Below are 19,770 nucleotides of genomic sequence, written 5' to 3' on the forward strand. Positions count from 1 at the left end.
CGTGTAGAGTAGAGGAGAACATATTTATGGCAAGAACACCGATTATTGCTGGCAACTGGAAAATGAACAATACGGTCGCGGCGGGTGTCGCGCTCGTTAAGGAGCTCGCCCCGCTCGTCAAGGATGCGAAGGCAACGGTCGTGGTCTGCCCGACGGCGACGGCACTCGCGGGGGTGACCGAGGCGGTCAAGGGATCGAACATCGCAGTCGGCGCACAGAATGTGCACTGGGAGAAGAGCGGCGCATACACGGGCGAGATCTCGACGGATATGCTCACGGAGCTCGGTGTTTCCTACTGTGTACTCGGTCACAGCGAGCGCCGCGACTACTTCGGCGAGACGAACGAGGGCGTGAACAAGCGCGCCCATGCGGCGTACGCAGCAGGCATCACGCCGATCATCTGCTGCGGCGAGTCGCTTGAGATCCGCGAGGCGGGCACCTACCTCGCCTATGTCGCATATCAGATCGAGGCGGCACTTGCGGGCTTTGCGGCGGCAGACGTGGCGAAGCTCGTCATCGCCTATGAGCCGATCTGGGCGATCGGCACGGGCAAGACGGCGACGTTCGATCAGGCGGAGGAGGTCTGTGCGCACATCCGCAAGACCATCGAGGCGAAGTACGGCGCGCCAGCAGCAGAGGGCGTCCGCATTCAGTACGGCGGCAGCGTAAAGCCCGAGACGATTGCGGGGCTCATGGAGAAGCCGAATGTGGACGGTGCACTCGTCGGCGGCGCAGCGCTCAAAGCGAAGGACTTTGCTGCGATTGTCAACTTCTGATATCTAAAAATCTCAAAACACACTTAGGGTGGCGCGGATTCTTTGCAGAGACGAAGAATCTGCGCCTCCTGAGTATTGAGCAAAAGCTCTTAGAAAGAATCAAATATTATGGCAAAACTTAAGAATGCGCCCGTCGCCCTTATCATCATGGACGGCTTTGGCAACGGCGATCCGAACGACCTGAAGTACAATGCGATTGCCATGGCAAATACACCGGTCATCGATGGGCTGAAGAAAAAATACAAATACAATCAGATCAATGCATCCGGTGAGTACGTCGGACTGCCGGACGGACAGATGGGCAACTCCGAGGTCGGTCACACGAACATCGGCGCGGGACGCATCGTCTATCAGCAGCTCACGCGCATCACGCGCGACATCAAGAACGGCGACTTCTTCAAGAACAAGGCCTTGCTCACCATTGTACGCGGCGTGAAGGAGCGCGGCGGTGCACTGCACGTCATGGGACTGGTCTCGCCGGGCGGCGTACACAGTCATGACGACCATCTCTTCGGCGTGCTCGAGCTTGCCAAGCGCGAGGGACTGACCGAGGTCTGGATTCACGCATTTCTCGACGGACGCGACGTGCCGCCTAAGAGTGCGACGGAATATCTTGCGGCAGTGGAGAAGAAGGCGGCGGAGATCGGTGTCGGCAGGATCGCGACGGTCAGCGGACGCTATTATGCCATGGACCGCGACCACCGCTGGGAGCGCGAGCAGCTCGCCTACGAGGCGATCGCGCACGCCAAGGCGAAGTCGACGGCAAAGACGGCGGTCGACGGCGTACTTGCTTCCTATGCCGATACGAGTGAGAAGCCCGAGGGCGTGACGGATGAGTTCGTTGTGCCGTTCGTGGTCGCGGGCTATCCCGGCATGAAGAACGGCGACGGCGCGATCTTCTACAATTTCCGCCCCGACCGTGCGCGTCAGCTCACACACGCATTTGTCGATGAGAAATTCGACGACTTCGCGCGTGATGAGTCGCTGAAGATTCCATTTGCGACGTTCTCGCAGTATGAGGCGGGGATGAACGCGCTCGTGGCGTTCCCGCCCGAGGAGATCGACAACACGTTCGGCCAGTATGTGCAGGATCTCGGCTATACGCAGCTGCGCATCGCCGAGACGGAGAAGTACGCACACGTCACCTTCTTTTTCAACGGCGGCGTTGAGGAACCATACAAGGGCGAGGATCGCATCCTCGTGCACTCGCCGAAGGTTGCGACCTATGACCTGCAGCCCGAGATGAGCGCGATCGAGGTCACGGACAAGGTAGTCGAGGCGATCAAGTCGGGCAAGTATGACTTTATCATCCTCAACTATGCGAACTGCGACATGGTCGGTCATACGGGTGTTGTTCCCGCCGTTGTGAAGGCGGTCGAGACGGTCGATACCTGCGTCGGGCGCTTTGTCGATGCCATCCGTGAGGTCGGCGGCGAGGTCTGCATTACGGCGGATCACGGCAACGCAGATAAGATGTGGGACTACGAGACGAACCAGCCGTTCACGAAGCACACGACGAACCCCGTGCCGTTCATTGTCGTCTCTGACCGCGTGAAGGAAGTGCATACAGGCGCGCTCTGCGACATCGCGCCGACGCTCCTCACGCTCGCGGGCATTCCGATCCCGAAGGAGATGACGGGAAAGCCGCTCATCACGCTCGCGTAACGTTTTTCTGCATCGGAGGACAGCTGCCATTGTGCGGCTGTCCTTTTCCATTTGCATTTGAAAGAGCGTGAGCAGAATGGTATACTGAGCATAATGAAAGAAATGATCGGAGGTTTCTATGCTGCGATTTTTGGTGCTGCTGCGTGCTTTGCGGCGCGATATTGCCGTGCTGCTCTTTGCGATGGTGCGGCGCGATACGCCGCGTGCGGTAAAGTTCCTGTTTCCGCTCGCGCTGCTCTATCTCGTGAGTCCGATTGACATTGTGCCCGATACGATTCCGCTGCTCGGTGCGGTGGACGATATGGTGATCCTGCCGGCGGCTACGGAGCTGCTTGTGCGCATGCTGCCCCATGCGGCGCGCGCAGAGGGCGAGGCACGTGTGGCACGCTATGGGACGTTCATACTCGTCGCGGCATCTCTTGTCGTGCTTCTTTGGTTCGTGCTTCTTATCTGGGCGCTCTCGAAGGTGTTTGCATGAGGCTCTATATCGCGGAGAAGCCGAGTGTCGGGCGTGCACTTGCCGCGTGCCTGCCGCAGCCGCACCGCAAAGGTTCGGGGTGGATTGAGACGGGCGACGGAGTGGTGACATGGCTCTTTGGTCATGTCCTCAGGCAGGCGGAGCCGGAGGAATACGATCCGAAGCTGAAGCGCTGGCGCGCAGAGGATCTGCCGATCCTGCCCGAGGTGTGGCAGCTCGTCGTAAATGAGAGTGCGGCGCAGCAGTTTGCTGTCGTGAAGGGGCTGATCGAGCGCGCGGATGAGATTGTGCACGGCGGAGACCCCGACCGCGAGGGGCAGCTGCTCGTGGACGAGGTGCTGGACTACCTCAAGAACGAGAAACCCGTACGACGCATCCTGATCAATGCATTGGATGATAAAAGTATTCATGATGCACTGAATGACCTGCGGGACAATCGGGATTTCCTCCCGCTGAAATTGTCGGCACTCGCACGGGCACGTGCGGACTGGCTCATTGGGATGAATCTTTCGCGCGCCTATACACTTGCGGCACGGCGCGCGGGGCATGATCGGCTCGTGCTTCCGATCGGGCGCGTCAAGACACCGACGCTCGCGCTTGTCGTGCGGCGGGAGCGCGAGATTGAGAACTTTAAACCCGCGACCTATTACCTTCTCGACGCAGTATTCTGCCACGAAAAGACAGGCGACAATTTCCATGCGCGCTGGAAGCCGTCGGAGGAGCACACACCGCTCGATTCCGAGGGGCGGCTTGTAGACGAAAAGGCGGCGCAGGCGGCACTTGCCTCGTTTGGCGCGGAGCCGCAGGACGCGAAGGTGACGCGCTACGAGCGCAAGAAGAAGGAGGAGCCGCCGCCGCTCCCGTTCTCGCTGTCCGCGCTGCAGGTGCTCGCGGGCAAACGGTACGGCTACGAGCCGCAGCAGGTGCTCGACACGGCACAGAAGCTGTACGAGGAGAAGCTGACGAGCTATCCGCGCTCGGACGCGGAGTATCTGCCCGTGAGTCAGCATAAAGACGCGGCGAAGATTCTCTCCAATCTCGCCGCACTGGACGGCTCGGAGCTCGGCACATGGGCGCGGGAGGCGGATGCAAAGAAAAAATCCCGTGCGTGGAACGACGCGAAGATCACGGCGCACCACGCGATCATCCCGACGACCGTGCCCGTAAATCTTACGCGGCTCAGCGCGGTCGAGCGCAATATCTACGAATTGATTGCACGCGCCTACATCGCACAGTTTCACCCGAACTGCGTCTACGATCAGACGAAGGTCGAGGTCACTTACCACGGTGAGCTGTTTGCTGCGAGCGGACGTACGGAGCGTGCGGCGGGGTGGCGTGCGATGTACCGTACGGCGAAAAATGAGGAAGATGTGGAGAAAGAGGACGAAGAAAGTGCCGTCCTGCCGCCGATGAAAAAGGGCGACGTGGCGGACTATGTGTCCGCAGAGCTCGGCACGCGCCAGACGAAGCCGCCCTCGCGCTTTACCCCCGCGACTCTCCTGCAGGGGATGAAGGAGATTCACAAATACGTCAAGGACGAGGCGGCGAAGAAGATGCTGCGCGATGTCTCCGGCATCGGCACGGAGGCGACGCGTGCGAGCATTATCGAAGATCTGATACGGCGCAGATTCCTGAACGCGGCGGGGAAGAAGAAGGTGCTCACGCCGACGGCGGAGGCGTACCTCCTCATTGATGCGCTCCCTGATACGATGACGTATCCCGATGCGACGGCGGTCTGGGAGGATCGTCTGCACTCGATGGCACAGGGAGAGGGAACGCCTGAGGAGTTCCTTGCGGGACAGGCGGCGTTTGCGCGCGACCTCTGTGCGGCGGCGCAGACCGCTACGATCACGGGCGGCGGGGGGATTCCCTGTCCTGCGTGCGGGCGCGGGGTCATGCAGAAGCGTAAGGGGAAGCACGGCGCCTTCTGGGGCTGCTCCGCGTTCCCGCAGTGCCGCATGACAGCGAACGATGCGGACGGAAAGCCCGACTTTACGGGAAAGAGCATTCCGCGCAGCGCAGCGGAGACATCGGGAGCGCGTCCCTCCACGCACCCTGCGCCCGCATACGCTCCGCGCGGCAGCTACACGCCGACGGCGAACGAACAGGCGGAGATGGACGCGCTGTTTTTGGATTGATTCCGCAGGAGGAAACGATGGACTTTGCATCGCTTGGCGTGCCCAAGCATCTCAGAGAGGCACTCGCAGGGCGCGGCATCGCTGCGCCGACGGAGATACAGGCTGCGTTCATTCCCGCGGCGCAGGCGGGGGAGAATCTCATCGGTGAGGCACCGACGGGGACGGGTAAGACGTTCGCCTACCTCCTGCCCGTCATGGAGCGCATCGACCCCGCCGTCCGCGCAGCACAGGCACTCGTCCTCGCACCGACGCACGAGCTCGCGATGCAGATTGCGACGGTCGCGCGCGAGCTGGCACAGGCGGCAGGGCTGCCGATCGGCGTGCAGGCACTGATCGGCGGAGCGAACATCAAGCGGCAGATCGAAGCGCTGAAGAAGAAGCCCGCGCTCATCGTCGGCTCTGCGCCGCGTGTGCAGGAGCTCCACCGCCTCGGCAAGCTGAAACTCGCGGGCACACGTCTGCTCGTTCTGGATGAGTTCGACCGACTCCTCGGCAAGCAGCATCTGGACGAGGTGCGCACCGTGATCCGCCTCCTGCCCGCCGACCGTCAGGTGCTCCTGCTCTCGGCGACAGCGGGCACGGCAGCCGTGCGGATGGCACAGGAGCTGTTCGCGCCGCGCCTCATCCGCGTGGAGGGGGCGAGCGATACGCATGAAAACTACTATCATATTGTACCGTTTCGTGATAAAATAAAGGCTGTTCAAAAACTGACGCGGCGTCTGCCGATCAGGCGGGGGCTTGTCTTTGTCGGGCGCAGCTTCGATGCGGCACACGCCCTCGAAAAACTGCGCTTTGAGGGGATCAAGGCCGTTGCCCTGCTCGGGCAGGAGCGGCGCGACCAACGTCGTGCGGCACTCGATGCCATTCGTGCGGGACGTGCCGAGCTCCTCATCTCCACCGACCTCGCTGCGCGCGGGCTCGACATTGAGGATGTGGACTATGTGATCCACCTCGACCTGCCCGAGGACGTGCGCACCTACCGTCACCGTGCGGGACGCACGGCGCGTGCGGGCAAGGCGGGCGCAGTCATCTCACTCGTGGATGCGAAGGAACTCGACAAACTGAGGGTTCTCGCCGCACGCATGGAGATCGAAATCACGCGGCTGCCGTATGCCTGACGGTTTGGCACGGCGTTCATCCATTTCCAAAGGGGGATATCATACGTGGACATATTGCCCACATTGCTCGACATACTGCTTGTTGCCTTTTTGATCTTCATGAACGGTTTCTTCGTCGCGGCGGAGTTCTGCTGCGTCAAGATCCGCACCTCGCGTCTCGAGACGCTGATTGCGGAGGGGAGCAGCCGCGCCGGATATGCGAAGCAGCTCACCGAGCATCTCGACTACTCGCTCTCGGTGACGCAGTTCGGCATCACGCTCGCCTCGCTTGGTCTCGGCTGGGTGGGTGAGCCCGCGATTGCGACGCTCATTCTGCCCGTGACGCATGTGTTCGGGCTGCCCGACGAGGTCGGGCACACGATTGCGCTTGCGATAGCCTTTACGATCATCACCTCGCTGCACATCGTGCTCGGCGAACTCACACCAAAGTCGATGGCGATTGCGAACGTCGAGGACATCATGCTTGCGATTGCGTTCCCTATGGTGCTCTTCGGCCGCGTCATGCGCCCCTTTGTCTGGATTCTGAACACCGTTGCGAATGCGATCAGCCGTAAATTCGGTTACGACGTGAAGGGCGAGAACGAGGACGCGCACACGGAGGAGGAGATTCGTCTCCTGATGAAGGAGAGCTATCGGCAGGGGTTGATCAACAGTACGGAGGCGGACTTTGTCGACAATGTTTTTTCATTTACAGAGCTGAACGCACGCGAGATCATGGTGCCGCGCACGGATATGATCTGCCTCTACCTCGACGATACGCCTGCCGAGCGCATCAAGACCATCCTCGAGGAGCAGCAGACGCGCTATCCCGTATGCTACGAGGACAAGGATCACATCATCGGCTTTATTCATGTGAAAGACCTGCTCCCGCCGCTGATTCGCGGCGAGCGGCTGAATCTGCGCCGTTACATCCGCAAGGCACTCGTCGTACCTGAGAGCATGGACGGCAGCGTACTTCTGCGCACGATGCAGGAGGAGGGCTCACAGCTCGCGATTGTGGTCGACGAGTACGGCGGCACGGCGGGCATGGTGACGGTCGAGGACATCATCGAGCAGATCGTCGGCGATATCCGCGACGAGTTCGATGAGGAACGCGAGAGCGTGGAGTGGCGCGCGGGAGACATCTGCTCCGTCGATGCGAAACTCCTCCTCGAGGAGGTGGACGATCTGCTCGGCGTCCGCATCGAGGATGAGGACGTGGACAGCATCGGCGGCTGGCTCTACGATCAGCTCGGCGTGGTGCCGCAGATCGGGCAGATGGCGGCGCACGCAGGAACGCTGCTCTACGTCGAGGAGGTGGACGGCGTACGCATCACACGTGTGCTCCTTCATCTGCCGCATACGGTATTGGAGGAACAGGATGAGCCTGCATCCAATGAGGAGGAATAAATATGGCACTCAACTCCGCACTCTACGATGACATCATCGATGCGTTCACAGTCGATACGGAGCACCTGCGCGAGGCAGCAGCGGATTTTCGTCAGGATATGCGCCTCGGACTTGCAGGCTCGCCCGACTCCTCCCTGCGCATGCTGCCGTCCTATCTTGGCCTTCCGACGGGCACAGAGCGCGGCGACTATCTCGCGCTCGACTTCGGCGGGACGAACGTGCGCGTCCTGCTCTATCGTCTGGAGGGCAATGGAAAATATGAAGTGCTCTCCCACGTCGCAAAGCCGCTCAAGGTCGACGGCGTGTATGATTTCGTCGGCGCGGAGGCGACGGGCGAGGAGATGTTTGACTTCATCGCAGCGCTTGTTGATGAGGCGGTCAGCGGAGATCACGCAACGCCGTACCTCCTTGGGCACACATTCTCCTTCCCGTCCAGTCAGACGAATATCAATGATGCGCGCCTGATCATCTGGACAAAGGAGTTCGCGGCAAAGGGGGTCGAAGGCGAGGTTGTCAACGATCTCCTGCGTGCGGCGCTCGTGCGGCAGGGGCTCTCGAACGTTACGCCGAACTCTGTCATCAACGACACCGTCGCGGTACTTCTTGCAGCCGCCTATATCAACGGGGATACGAAGATCGGTGCGATCTATGCGACGGGGCACAACACCTGTTACCTCGAGCCGTATACGGGCACGGCACAGCCGCCGATGATCCTCAACATGGAGTCGGGCGGTTTCTCGAAGCTTGTTCCGAACCGATTTGATATTGCACTCGATGCCGCATCGGAGAAAAAGGGAGAACAGCGTCTCGAAAAGATGGTGGCGGGGCGCTACATGGGCGAACTCTTCGCGATGGCACTTGCTGAACTGCTCGGCGCGACGGGGCGCACATACGGCTTTACGAGCGTCGATCTCGGCCGTATGCTGGAGGATGTGAGTGAGGGGGCAGAAGTGACGGCGAAGATCGTCGAAGAGATGGCAGGCGCGGTGCTTTTGTCGGAGGATGCCGTCCGCGTGCGCGATCTCGCGCGTGCGATTGTCGTGCGCTCCGTGCGCCTTATCGCGGCGACGTTTGTCGGGACGCTGTGGCAGATCACAGCGGGCGGTGAGGTGCGCCCGCAGCACATCGCCGTGGACGGCTCGGTCTACGAGAAGATGCCGCTCGTCAAGGAAACGATGCTGCACGCATTCTCCGAACTCCTCGGCGAGGATGCAGCGCAGGTTGATACCATCCTTGCGTGCGGCGGCTCGGGACTCGGCGCGGCACTCGCGGCAGCGATGACGGAGCACGGGTGAAAATTTCTTGCCACTGCTGCGTCCTCTGTGCTATGATAACAAAATACAAATATTGGAGAAGGAAGGGGCTTTTTCTTGCTCACGCTTTTAATGGTACTTGATGCAATCGTTGCAATCATTCTCATCGCGTCTGTCCTCGGGCAGGAGGCAAAATCCGCCGGCATGGGCGGTCTCGACGGCGGCGGGGATACGGTATTCTCGGGCAAGGCACGCGGGATGGACGCGCTGCTTGCGCGCGTGACCGTCGTGTTTGCGATTCTGTTCGGCGTAATCACGATCGTGATTGCGCGGATGTCGAGCTGATCGATCGAATTAGGGAATGTCCCTGCTGCCGCTGCGGCGGCGCAGGGATTTTTTAGGATGTCGGGGGAAAGGGCGGAAATGTCATGCACCTAGAGGGCGCGGAGCCGTTTTTGCTGCCGGGCGGGCGGCATGGCGTGCTCCTCATTCACGGCTTCACAGGGCTGCCGGCGGAGCTGCGCCTCATGGGAGAGTATCTGAATGAGCGCGGCTTCACCGTGCTCGCGATACGGCTCGCGGGGCATGGGACGACGGCCGAGGATTTGAGCCGTATGGAGCATGAGGACTGGATGGACTCTGTGCGCGACGGCTACGCCATCCTCAGCGGCGCATGCGATGTGATCTCCGTCGTCGGGCACTCGATGGGTGCGGTCTTTGCCATGCTGCTCTCTGTTGAGGCGGACGCAGCCCACGTCGTCAGTCTCGGTGCACCGATCATGATCGCGCCCGAGCAGGGGATCGAGCATCTGCCGACGCGTGAAGCGTGCGTCGATCGCTATGTGCCCAAGGCGCGCCGCAAGCTGCAGAACGTGCCGCAGGGGGCGAACAATACTTATCGGCGTATGCCGCTCGTCTCCATCCATGAGATGATGGATGTCATTGCCATCCTCTGCAGAGAGATCGCACGGGTGACGGCACCCATTCTGATCGTGCATGGGATGCACGATCATACAGCAGACCCGAAGAGTGCGGACTATCTCTATGAGAACGTCCGCAGCGTGCGGCGCGAGAAATTCATCCTGCCCAATGCGGGACATCTGCTGCCGCTTGATATGGGAATTCGGGAGCTCGTTTTTGCGCGTACAGCGGAATTCCTGCTGGACGGAGCGGAACGAGAAGAATAGGAACGGGAAAAAGAGGAGATTATGGAACAGGAACAACTGGATACGCTGAAAGAACGCGTACACGCCTTTATGCGGGAGGACGCCTATCGCCCGCTGCCGGAGGCAGAGGTACGCACGGGGCTTGGCATGGCAGAGGAGGAAGGACCCCTTCTTTCGTCTGCGCTCGCAGCACTCGAAGCGGAGGGCGTGATCATCCGCAACCGCAGCGGTCTCTATGGTCTGCCGAGCCGCATGAACCTTGTTGTAGGGCGACTCTCCATGTCGCCGAAGGGGTTTGGCTTCATCATCCCCGACGTGCGTGCGACGGAGGACGAGTCGGATGTCTTCGTGCCCGGCCCGATGCTTGCGACAGCCATGCACGGCGACCGCGTGGTCGCGCGAGTTGCGCCGTCTGAACAGGCAGGACGTGCGCGTGAGGGCGAGATCATCCGCATCCTCGACCGTGCGAATACGCATATTGTCGGCACGTTCGAGCGCAGCAAGGCTTTTGGCTTCGTCACGCCCGACAGCGCGAAGATCGGGCGCGATATCTTCATTTTGAAAAAGGACTTCGGCGGCGCAAAGACGGGCAGCAAGGTCGTCGTGGAGATTACAAAGTGGCCCGAGGAACGCCGCAGTGCGGAAGGGCGCGTTGTCGAGGTGCTCGGCAAGACGGGGGATCCCGGCGTGGATGTGCTCGCTGTCATGCGTGCGTACAACCTGGACGAGCATTTTCCGCCCGCCGTGGCGGAAGCAGCTGCGCGCTGCCCCGAGAATCCGCTGCCCGAAGAGTATGAGGGACGGCGTGACCGCCGCGACTTCCCCATTGTCACGATTGACGGCGAGGATACGAAGGACATCGACGACGGCATCTATGCGTATGAGAAGGACGGTGGATTCTTCCTCGGTGTCTACATCGCCGATGTCAGCCACTATGTCCGTGCGGGCGAGCCGCTCGATGTGGAGGCGGCGCAGCGCGGGACGAGCGTCTACCTCGTCGACCGTGTGATTCCGATGCTGCCGCGTGAACTCTCGAACGGCATTTGCAGTCTGAACGAGGGCGTTGACCGCCTCTCGATGGCGTGCGAGATGGAGATCGGCGCGGACGGCGAGGTGCGGAGCTACGAGATCGTTCCGTGCGTCATTCACGTGGCACGCCGTCTCACATATACACTCGTGAATAAGGTGCTCGCGGGCGAGGAACCGTTTGTCTCGGACAATGAGGACATCCGTCCGATGCTTGAGACCCTGCGCCGCCTGCGTGAGGCACTGCGTGCAAAGCGGCACCGCCGTGGGGCGATCGACTTCGAGCTGCCCGAGATCAAGGTGAAGCTCGATGCGGAGGGGCATCCCGTTGCTCTCGTGAAACGCACGGGTTCAATCGGTGAGTCCATCATCGAGGAGTGCATGCTCATCGCGAACGAGACCGTCGCACGTCACATGGAGCTGAAAGAAGAGCCGTTCGTCTACCGCGTGCACGAAACACCGAACAGTGAGAAGATCGAGCGTTTCCAAAGCCTCCTCGCCGCACTTGGTCTGCGCCTGAACGTGGGCGAGGACGGAAAGGTGCAGCCGCGCGACATCCAGGCGGTGCTCGACCGTGTGAAGGGGGCACCCGAGGAGCGGATCATCGGCACAGTCGCGCTGCGCTCCATGCAGCAGGCACGCTACTCGACGCAGAGCCTTGGACATTTCGGACTTGCCGCACGCTACTATACGCATTTCACCTCGCCCATCCGACGCTATCCCGATCTCCTTGTGCATCGTCTCCTGCGCGAGACCTTTGCCACGGGGCACATTCCCGCAGAGAAGCGCGAGCGGCTGCGTGCCACGCTGCCCGATGCGGCGGAGCACTCCTCTGCGCGCGAGCGTATCGCCATTGAGGCGGAGCGTGAGACCACGGACATGAAGAAGATCGAGTACATGGCACAGTTCGTCGGCGAGACCTTTGAGGGTGTCATCAGCGGCGTCACGGCGTTCGGTGTTTTCGTCGAGCTTGAGAATGGCGTTGAGGGGCTCGTGCACGTCTCAACGATGGTGAACGACTACTACAGCTATGTCGAGGAGCAGTATGCGATGGTCGGCGAGCGCACAGGCATGCGCTACCGCCTCGGCGATGCCGTGACCATCATCATCACGCGTGCCGATGTACAGGCTCGGACGCTCGACTTCGTGCTGAAGGACAACGGTGTCTACGAGCCAAACACAGCAAAATCTGCCAAAACGTCCGCAAAGCCAAAGACCTTCGATGAAAAATCTGCCTCCTCTGTCGGACGCAGCCGTCGCTCCCGTAAAAAGAAGGGTGGACGCAGAAACGAACCGATCATCGCCGATGTCACGGCAACGCCCGCAGAGCGCCGCAAGAAAACGCGCGGCGCACACGGTACACAGGGCAGACGTGCGCAGGAGGGCGAACGCGCGGCGCACAAGGCTGCGGCGAGCGTGCCCGCGAAGCCGAAGACGAACGGTGGGCGCGGTGAGCGTCCCGCACGTGCTGCGCAGGGGGGCGGCGACCGCCGTGACCGTGCGCGTGGACGCGGCAGAACCGCCGACTATGGTGAGGATCGCGGTGAGCGCGACTACCACCGCGTCAAGGTGACGGGGCTGAACAGTGCTGTCTGGCCGGATCCGCCGGGCTATCGCACACAGAAGCCCGATGCGGACACCGCAGAGAAGCCGCGGCGTGCGCCGCGCCCCGCGCGCCGCATGAACCGCAGAACCGAGGGCGGAACGGGGAACGCCGAGTGAGGAATTTCGATGGGAAAGAAGAACGAGAGCGTCAAGATCGCCTGTGAGAACCGCAAGGCGCGTCATGATTATTTCATCCACGAGACATACGAGGCAGGGCTGGAACTCGTCGGAACGGAGGTCAAGTCCCTGCGTGCGGGCAAGGCAAATCTGCGCGACAGCTACGCCTATATCAAGAATGGGGAGATATTCCTCGACCATATGCACATCAGCCCCTATGAACAGGGCAATCAGTTCAACCACGACCCGCTGCGCGTGCGGCGTCTCCTCATGCACAAGGCGGAGATCCTGAAACTCTTCGGCAAGACGCGCGAGAAGGGCATGACACTCGTCCCGCTGAAGGTCTACTTCAAACGCGGACGGGCAAAGCTCGAACTCGCCCTTGCGAGCGGCAAACACAACTACGATAAGCGGCAAAGTTTGCGTGCAAAGGATGCCAAACGTGAGGTTGAACAGGCGTTAAAGGCACGGCAGCGTGGATAGATCGGAGGATTTATGCAGGAAAAGGAAGCATCGCCCGCACTTCGGCGCGGGCTGAAGAACAGACATCTCCAGATGATCGCACTCGGAGGGGCAATCGGGACGGGGCTTTTCTACGGATCGGCATCCACGATTGCACTCGCGGGACCTGCGGTCATGCTCGCCTACCTTCTCGGCGGCATCATGATCTTCTTCATCATGCGGATGCTCGGCGAGATGGCGGTCGATGAACCGGTCTCCGGCTCGTTCAGTCACTATGCGGGCAAATACTGGGGCGACTTTCCGGGCTTCCTCTCCGGCTGGAACTACTGGTTCAACTACATCATTGTTTCCATGGCAGAGCTTGCGGCGGTCGGCATCTACATGAATTTCTGGCTGCCCGATCTCCCGCAGTGGCTCTCCGCACTCATCTGTCTTGCCGTCATTACCGCGCTCAACCTCATCAATGTGCGCGCATACGGCGAGATGGAGTTTTGGATGGCACTCGTCAAGATCACGGCGATTGTCCTCATGATCGGACTCGGCGGCTGGCTGCTCGTCACGGGCGCACCGTTTCCGGAGAACGTCAGCAATCTCTGGGAATACGGAGGATTCCTGCCGAACGGATGGTGGGGCTTCCTGCTCGGCACGGCCGTCGTCATGTTCTCGTTCGGCGGCATCGAACTGATCGGTATTACGGCGGGCGAGGCGGAGGATCCAGACCGTACGATTCCACAGGCGATCAATCAGGTCATCTGGCGCATTCTGATCTTCTACGTCGGGACGATGGCGGTGCTCATGGCGCTCTGGCCGTGGAACGAGGTCGGCATGGAGGCGAGCCCCTTCGTGCAGATCTTCCGCAACGTCGGCATTCCAGCTGCCGCGCACATCCTGAACTTCGTCGTTCTCACTGCCGCGATCTCCGTCTATAACTCTGCGATCTACAGCAACAGCCGCATGCTCTACGGACTCGCGCAGCGCGGGGATGCGCCGCAGGTGCTGAAAAGCCTCTCCGCGCGCGGCGTCCCTGTGCTCGGCATTTTGATCTCCTCGGGAATTACGTTGATTGTCGTCTTTCTGAACTACTTCTTTCCGGGTGACGCGTTCCTCTATCTCATCTCGATTGCAACCTGTGCCGCTGTGATCAGCTGGGTGACGATCGTCGTGACGCATTTGAAATTCCGTCGAAAGGCGGAGCGTGAGGGAAAGCACATCAAATTTCGCGCGCCGCTGTATCCGTGGATCAACTACATCTGTATCATATTCCTCATCGGCGTTGTTGTCATGATGGCGCAGATCCCGGGCATGCAGCTCGCCGTGCCCATTCTGCCCGCATGGCTGCTCGTGCTCTGGCTCGGTTATCGCTCGAAACAAAAGAGAGCAAACAAGCGCTGAGAGAACAATAGAGACACTCACACAGACGTGAGTGTCTTTTTCATGTATACCGGCTTTTCCATTAGACAAAAAGAAAAAAATATGTTAAAATATGTAATAAAAATTTAATAGTAAGGAGGAATAATATGATCTGTAAGGAATGTGGAGCGAAAATTGAAAAACTCACGCGTATTTGTCCGCATTGCGGAGAGCGGGCACTGATCGATGACGAGCTTGAGACGTGGAGCTTCATTGCGGATACAGCGGCAAAGCACAAGCGGGAAATGCCCGCCGAGATCCCGCTGAACGAACCCGTGCCGATCCCCGACGAACGCACGGCGCAGATCGACGGACTGGAGCGCCTGAAGGACTACTTCGTTCAGCACAGCAACCTCTACAAGATTGTTGAGGATCTGGACTACATCGAGAGCGGCCTGCACCGTCCGTCCTTTGTGCTCTGGCTGCTCGCCGGCGGACTGGTTGCAGCACTCGTCTACTTCCCTCTCTCCCCATTCCTGCCGGATTTCATCTGGGCATACTACTTCGTGCTCTGGGGCGCGGTCACCACTGTCGGCTATCTGCGTGCCGGCCGCCGCTACGAACGCCGTAAGGCGGAGTACGCGCTCCTGCGCCGCGATGCGGAGAACGACCTGCGTGCGATGTACAACGACTGCGCGGACTGTTTTCTGCCGCTCGCCTGGACACCGCCGCCGCAGATCATACGCATGCTCGATGCCCTGCGCTCGGGAGAGACCGACTCCGTGCGCGAGTATATGGAACGGGAGGCAGGATGATGACGGCAAAGATTCAGATCAAGCGTATCTATGAGGCGGCAGCTGCGGATGACGGATTCCGCGTGCTGGTCGACCGCCTCTGGCCGCGGGGCATATCCAAGGAGCGTGCGGCGCTCGACGACTGGTGGAAGGACATCGCTCCGTCGCCGGAGCTGCGCACGTGGTTCGGGCACAAGGAGGAGCGTTTTGCGGAGTTTGCCGAAAAATACCGTGCGGAGCTCTCGACCGGTACAGCCGCACCGACGCATATGGTGACGGTGAACGAACACCTTACAGCCGGGGAGAATGTCACGCTGCTTTACGGGGCAAAGGATCCAAAGATCAACCAGGCGCTTGTTCTGCGCGACTGGATGCATGCGATGATGGATAAGTGAAGACATATACGAAAGAGCCGTCAATGGAGCAATGCTCCGTTGACGGCTCTTATGCATGCTGCAGCAAAATTACTTTTCTGCCGAACTCACGCGCGAGGAGAGAACTGCCATGAAGACGGCGAGGGCGGCGATGCCGATGCCGAGACCGATGTAGCCGTTCCCAGTGAGCCCATCGGTGATGTATCCGAGGAGGGAGCATGAGGCAACGACAGCGACGTAGGGCAGCTGTGTTGAGACGTGGTCGAGATGGTGGCACTGTGCGCCTGCCGAGGCGAGAATTGTGGTGTCAGAGATGGGGGAGGCGTGGTCACCGCAGACTGCGCCCGAGAGGATGGCGGCGACGGAGACGACGAGGATATCGGGTGCGGTCTGACCGAGGACGGCGATCGCGATCGGGATGAGGATACCGAACGTGCCCCAACTTGTGCCCGTCGCAAAGGCAAGCCCCGCCGCGACGAGGAAGAAGAGCGGCGGCAGGAACATGACAACGCCAGCGTTCGCCTGTACAACGGAGCCGACGAAGCCGCCGAGGTCGAGATACTCCTTGCTGCAGATGCCTGAGAGTGTCCACGCGAGGCAGAGAATAAAGATCGCAGGGGTCATCGCCTTGAACCCCCAGCCAAAGCTGTCGCAGAACACATTGAACGAAACGACGCGGCGCGGCAGGTAGAGCAGTCCCGTAAAGACAAAGGCGATGAACGAGCCGAGCACAAGTGACTTCGACGAGTCGCAGTTTGCAAACGCCTCCGCAATGCTGTTGCCCTCGTGGATGCCGCCCGTGTAGAGCATTCCGTAGATGCACGCGCCGATGAGAACGAGGAGGGGCAGCATGAGGTCGATCATCTTGCCGCGTCCTTCGCTCGCCGCGCTTGCGGATGCCTCTGCCGTATCCTGATACTCCTTCGGGATCTCGAAATGCGCATTGGATTTCTCAACGCTTTTCCGCATCGCGCCGAAGTCGCGCCCCGTCCAGATGATGAAGAGCATGAAGAGGAGCGTGAGCCACGCATAGAGATTGAACGGGATCGTCTGCAAAAAGAGCATAAAGCCGTCGATCTGCGCATCCTCGGGGAGCGAGGAGCCAACCGCCGCCGCCCAGCTCGAGACGGGGGCGATGATACAGATCGGCGCGGCGGTCGCATCGATGATGTAGGCGAGCTTCGTGCGTGCAATCTGGAACTTGTCCGTAACGGGGCGCATGACCGTACCGACGGTGAGGCAGTTGAAATAGTCGTCGATGAAGATGACGATGCCGAGCAGTACGGTGACGAGGGAGGCACTGCGCTTCCCCTTGATCGTGCGCGTCGCCCATTCGCCGTAGGCGTTCATTGCACCCGAGCGCGTGATGGCGGCGACGAGGATGCCGAGGATGACGAGAAAGACGAGGATGTTGACATTGCTGCCGACCTTGTCCGCCATCACCTGAAACATCGTGAGCGTTGCCTGCAGGAAATTCCCGCCCGCAAAGAGCATTGCCCCCGAGAAGATGCCGATGATAAGGGACATATAGACTTCCTTCGTCCAAAGCGCGAGTACGATGGTGATGATCGGCGGCAGAATCGACCATGCGGTTGCTGTCATGAGTTAGATACACTCCCTAAGATATTATTTTACAAAACCGCTTACCATTATAGCAAAAAAACGGAATTTGGCAAAAGGTTCGGATGAAAAATTGCAGCACTAAATTTCTTTGACAGAGGGCATGTATAAATATATTTTGCCGAGGCAGGAAAAAATGTTTATGCGGCGAATTAGAAAATCGTACACGAAAGTTATTTTTGATGGCAGCATGCGCTGCTGTCTTTGCGCGCGGTTATGGCAAGGAGTGCCTCGTTCTGCGTTGAAATGACCGGGCGCAGGGGAAAGGAGAGAATATTTTGCAGGAACAAGGGCTAAAGAAGGGAAGGGGTATCGGCTTTCAGCTGAACGCGATCACGCTCATCGGGATTGTTGTGATGGTGACGATCCTTGTCTCGTTCGTTGGCTATCGTGCCTACGATGAACTCCTCGCCGTTGGATCGCAGGCGAAGTACAATGAGCTGGGCGACAAGGTGCGCCCCGTAGTCGGTAGCTACGACGCGGTCAAGCAGTCGGGACTGGATCTGCGTCAGCACATCTACGAGCTCATGAAGGCTCCCCCCGAGGCACGCAGCCGTGAGGCACTGAACGCACTGCTTGAGGATGTCATGGAGTCCAATCCGAACCTCGTCGGGGTGGGCGTGGTATTCGAGCCGAATGCGTTCGACGGGCAGGATGCGGCGCATGTGGCCGACCCGCTCTCCGACGGGACGGGGCGTGTGATTCCGTTTGTGGGACGCGAGGGCGGTGTGCTTGAGTTCGAGCCGACGACCGGCTACGATACGGACTCGTGGTACACGGAGCCGGCAAAGACCTCGAAGCCGACGCTCACGCCGGCATACTATGATGAAGTCGGCGGCAAGAAAACACTCATGGCCTCCATCGGTCTGCCGATCCTTGTCGACGGCCGTTTTGTCGGTGCGATCACGCTCGACTTCGACATGGACAAGGTTCAGGAGATGTTCGAGAAGCTCAGTACGCCCGACAACATCTACCTCATGCTCGATAGCAAGGGACAGGTCATCGCACACGGCACGAACCGGGATATGGTTATGAAGGACGCGTTCCAACTCATGCATCTGGATGCGGCAGAGCAGAAGGAAATCTTCTCAGACGGATCGTACAGAAAAACGCAGGTCTCCCCGACCACGGGTAAGGACTCGGTCTATGTCTACCATGCGGTTCAGTACAACGGGATGGATACGTCGTGGGTGGTCTTCTCCATTACGGACAAGGATAAGTTTACCGGCGCAGCACGCCATATGGTCATCTTCTCCGTTGTGCTGGCAGTGATCTGTACCGTGGTGCTCGTCATCGCACTCGCAATGTTCATCCAGCGTCGTTTGATTGTACCGATTGGAGATGTGACGGGGATTTTGACGCGTTTTTCCGATCTCGATCTGGATCACGAGAAGGGAAAGCATGCTGCGATCTATCTGGATCGTGCCGATGAGATCGGCGCGATGGTTCGTTCGCTCGGGCGCATGGCGAACAGCCTGCGCGAGATTATCGGCAAGATCAACGGTGCCTCCCAGTCGGTTGCGGCGACGAGCGAGGAACTGACGGCGACGGCACAGAACACGGCGCACTCGGCGGAGACCGTGCGCAAGGGCATTCACGACATTGCCGAGAGTGCGCGTGTACAGGTGAAGGATACGCAGGATGCGGTCGATCATACAGAGCAGATTCTCGGGCTGCTTGATGACAACCGCAAGGTCATGGAGGAGATGAACGCGGCGACGGCGAACATCCAGAAACGCCAGTCCGAGGGCGCGGAGATCCTCTCCGACCTCATGAAGAAGTCCACCGAAACCGCCGATGCCACACAGGAAGTCTCGCGCGTGGTCGAGGAGACGAATGAGCGTGCGGAGCGCATCGAAGAGGCGAGCGCGATGATTCAGTCCATCTCCGAGCAGACGAACCTCCTCGCGCTCAACGCTGCCATCGAGGCGGCGCGTGCGGGCGAGGCGGGACGCGGATTCGCGGTCGTCGCCGAGGAGATCCGCAAGCTTGCCGAGCAGTCGCGCGGCTTTACGGATGAGATCAACGGCATCATCGGCGAGCTGAAGATGAAGTCGCAGCAGGCGGTTGATACGATGGAGGTCTCCAAGAAGCTGGTCGAGGAGAGCAACGTCAACCTCGGACGCACACAGCGCCGCTTTGAGATGATTGCCGAGGCGGTCGAAGGCGCGAACAGTGTCGTTACGAAGCTGAACGAATCCGCTGAGAAGTTGACGGAGAAGAATAAGGCAATCGCTGCCGTCAGCAACAAGCTCATGGATATGGCGAAAGAGAATGACGTAACGACGGATGAGGCAGAAGCCGCCGTCGACACGCAGACGCAGGCACTCGCGGACATCGCCGAGGCGAGCGAGAGCCTTGCCCAGATCGCAACGGATCTGCAGAACGAGATCGAGCGTTTCCGCGTTTGATCGTCGGTTACCAGTATATTGACATTGA

General features: G+C 59.9%; 16 protein-coding genes. 15 read left to right on the forward strand and 1 reads right to left on the reverse strand.

Features of this window, described 5'->3' with window-relative positions; translation table 11 throughout:
• Positions 1–26: 26 nt before the first annotated feature.
• The 14 genes from tpiA to BCS37_RS02500 all read left to right on the forward strand — a co-directional run bounded on the left by tpiA (position 27) and on the right by BCS37_RS02500 (position 15,732).
• Positions 27–776 carry a triose-phosphate isomerase gene (tpiA, locus tag BCS37_RS02435; RefSeq protein WP_069179990.1) on the forward strand — a complete coding sequence of 250 codons (750 nt, stop codon included), beginning with the start codon at positions 27–29 and terminating at the stop codon, positions 774–776.
• 108 nt (positions 777–884) lie between these two features.
• Positions 885–2,441: a 2,3-bisphosphoglycerate-independent phosphoglycerate mutase gene (gene gpmI, locus BCS37_RS02440; RefSeq protein ID WP_069179991.1), complete on the forward strand. Its 1,557-nt coding sequence runs from the start codon at positions 885–887 to the stop codon at positions 2,439–2,441.
• A 118-nt stretch (positions 2,442–2,559) separates the two neighbouring features.
• A complete protein-coding gene (locus tag BCS37_RS02445) occupies positions 2,560–2,919 on the forward strand; it encodes a YkvA family protein (RefSeq protein ID WP_069179992.1) in 360 nt (119 codons plus the stop codon).
• Positions 2,916–5,057 (forward strand): DNA topoisomerase III, encoded by a 2,142-nt coding sequence (locus BCS37_RS02450; RefSeq protein ID WP_069179993.1) that lies wholly within the window; start codon positions 2,916–2,918, stop codon positions 5,055–5,057. Before BCS37_RS02445 ends, BCS37_RS02450 begins: the two co-directional genes overlap by 4 nt.
• Positions 5,058–5,074: 17 nt before the next feature.
• Positions 5,075–6,175, forward strand: coding sequence for a DEAD/DEAH box helicase (locus BCS37_RS02455; protein ID WP_069179994.1), 1,101 nt, complete (start codon positions 5,075–5,077; stop codon positions 6,173–6,175).
• A gap of 45 nt (positions 6,176–6,220) precedes the next feature.
• On the forward strand, positions 6,221–7,564 hold the full coding sequence (locus BCS37_RS02460; RefSeq protein ID WP_069179995.1) for a hemolysin family protein: 1,344 nt from the start codon (positions 6,221–6,223) through the stop codon (positions 7,562–7,564).
• 2 nt (positions 7,565–7,566) lie between these two features.
• The gene (locus BCS37_RS02465; protein WP_069179996.1) at positions 7,567–8,859 is read left to right on the forward strand and encodes a hexokinase; all 1,293 of its coding nucleotides are present in this window, start codon (positions 7,567–7,569) and stop codon (positions 8,857–8,859) included.
• A 90-nt stretch (positions 8,860–8,949) separates the two neighbouring features.
• Positions 8,950–9,162, forward strand: coding sequence for a preprotein translocase subunit SecG (gene secG / locus BCS37_RS02470; RefSeq protein WP_069179997.1), 213 nt, complete (start codon positions 8,950–8,952; stop codon positions 9,160–9,162).
• An 83-nt stretch (positions 9,163–9,245) separates the two neighbouring features.
• Positions 9,246–10,004, forward strand: coding sequence for an alpha/beta hydrolase (locus tag BCS37_RS02475; protein ID WP_069179998.1), 759 nt, complete (start codon positions 9,246–9,248; stop codon positions 10,002–10,004).
• Between the two features lie 21 nt (positions 10,005–10,025).
• A complete protein-coding gene (gene rnr, locus BCS37_RS02480) occupies positions 10,026–12,731 on the forward strand; it encodes a ribonuclease R (RefSeq protein ID WP_069179999.1) in 2,706 nt (901 codons plus the stop codon).
• A gap of 9 nt (positions 12,732–12,740) precedes the next feature.
• Complete coding sequence (smpB, locus tag BCS37_RS02485; RefSeq protein ID WP_069180000.1) at positions 12,741–13,214, forward strand: SsrA-binding protein SmpB; 474 nt, start codon at positions 12,741–12,743, stop codon at positions 13,212–13,214.
• Positions 13,215–13,226: 12 nt separating this feature from the next.
• Positions 13,227–14,585, forward strand: a complete 1,359-nt coding sequence (locus BCS37_RS02490) for an amino acid permease (protein WP_069180001.1) — start codon at positions 13,227–13,229, stop codon at positions 14,583–14,585.
• Positions 14,586–14,710: 125 nt separating this feature from the next.
• On the forward strand, positions 14,711–15,358 hold the full coding sequence (locus BCS37_RS02495) for a zinc ribbon domain-containing protein (RefSeq protein ID WP_069180002.1): 648 nt from the start codon (positions 14,711–14,713) through the stop codon (positions 15,356–15,358).
• Positions 15,358–15,732, forward strand: a complete 375-nt coding sequence (locus BCS37_RS02500; RefSeq protein ID WP_069180003.1) for a DUF488 domain-containing protein — start codon at positions 15,358–15,360, stop codon at positions 15,730–15,732. Before BCS37_RS02495 ends, BCS37_RS02500 begins: the two co-directional genes overlap by 1 nt.
• 69 nt (positions 15,733–15,801) lie before the next feature.
• On the opposite strand, the gene BCS37_RS02505 is transcribed toward BCS37_RS02500, so the two are convergent.
• Entirely contained in the window at positions 15,802–17,313 is a 1,512-nt protein-coding gene (locus tag BCS37_RS02505; RefSeq protein WP_069180004.1) for a Na+/H+ antiporter NhaC family protein, read from the reverse strand.
• A 296-nt stretch (positions 17,314–17,609) separates the two neighbouring features.
• Between BCS37_RS02505 and BCS37_RS02510 the strand changes: the two genes are divergently transcribed.
• The gene (locus BCS37_RS02510; protein ID WP_069180005.1) at positions 17,610–19,742 is read left to right on the forward strand and encodes a methyl-accepting chemotaxis protein; all 2,133 of its coding nucleotides are present in this window, start codon (positions 17,610–17,612) and stop codon (positions 19,740–19,742) included.
• Positions 19,743–19,770: the final 28 nt, after the last annotated feature.

The sequence above is a fragment of the Selenomonas sp. oral taxon 920 genome, from assembly GCF_001717585.1.
In the GTDB taxonomy this organism is placed as follows: Bacteria; Bacillota; Negativicutes; order Selenomonadales; family Selenomonadaceae; genus Centipeda.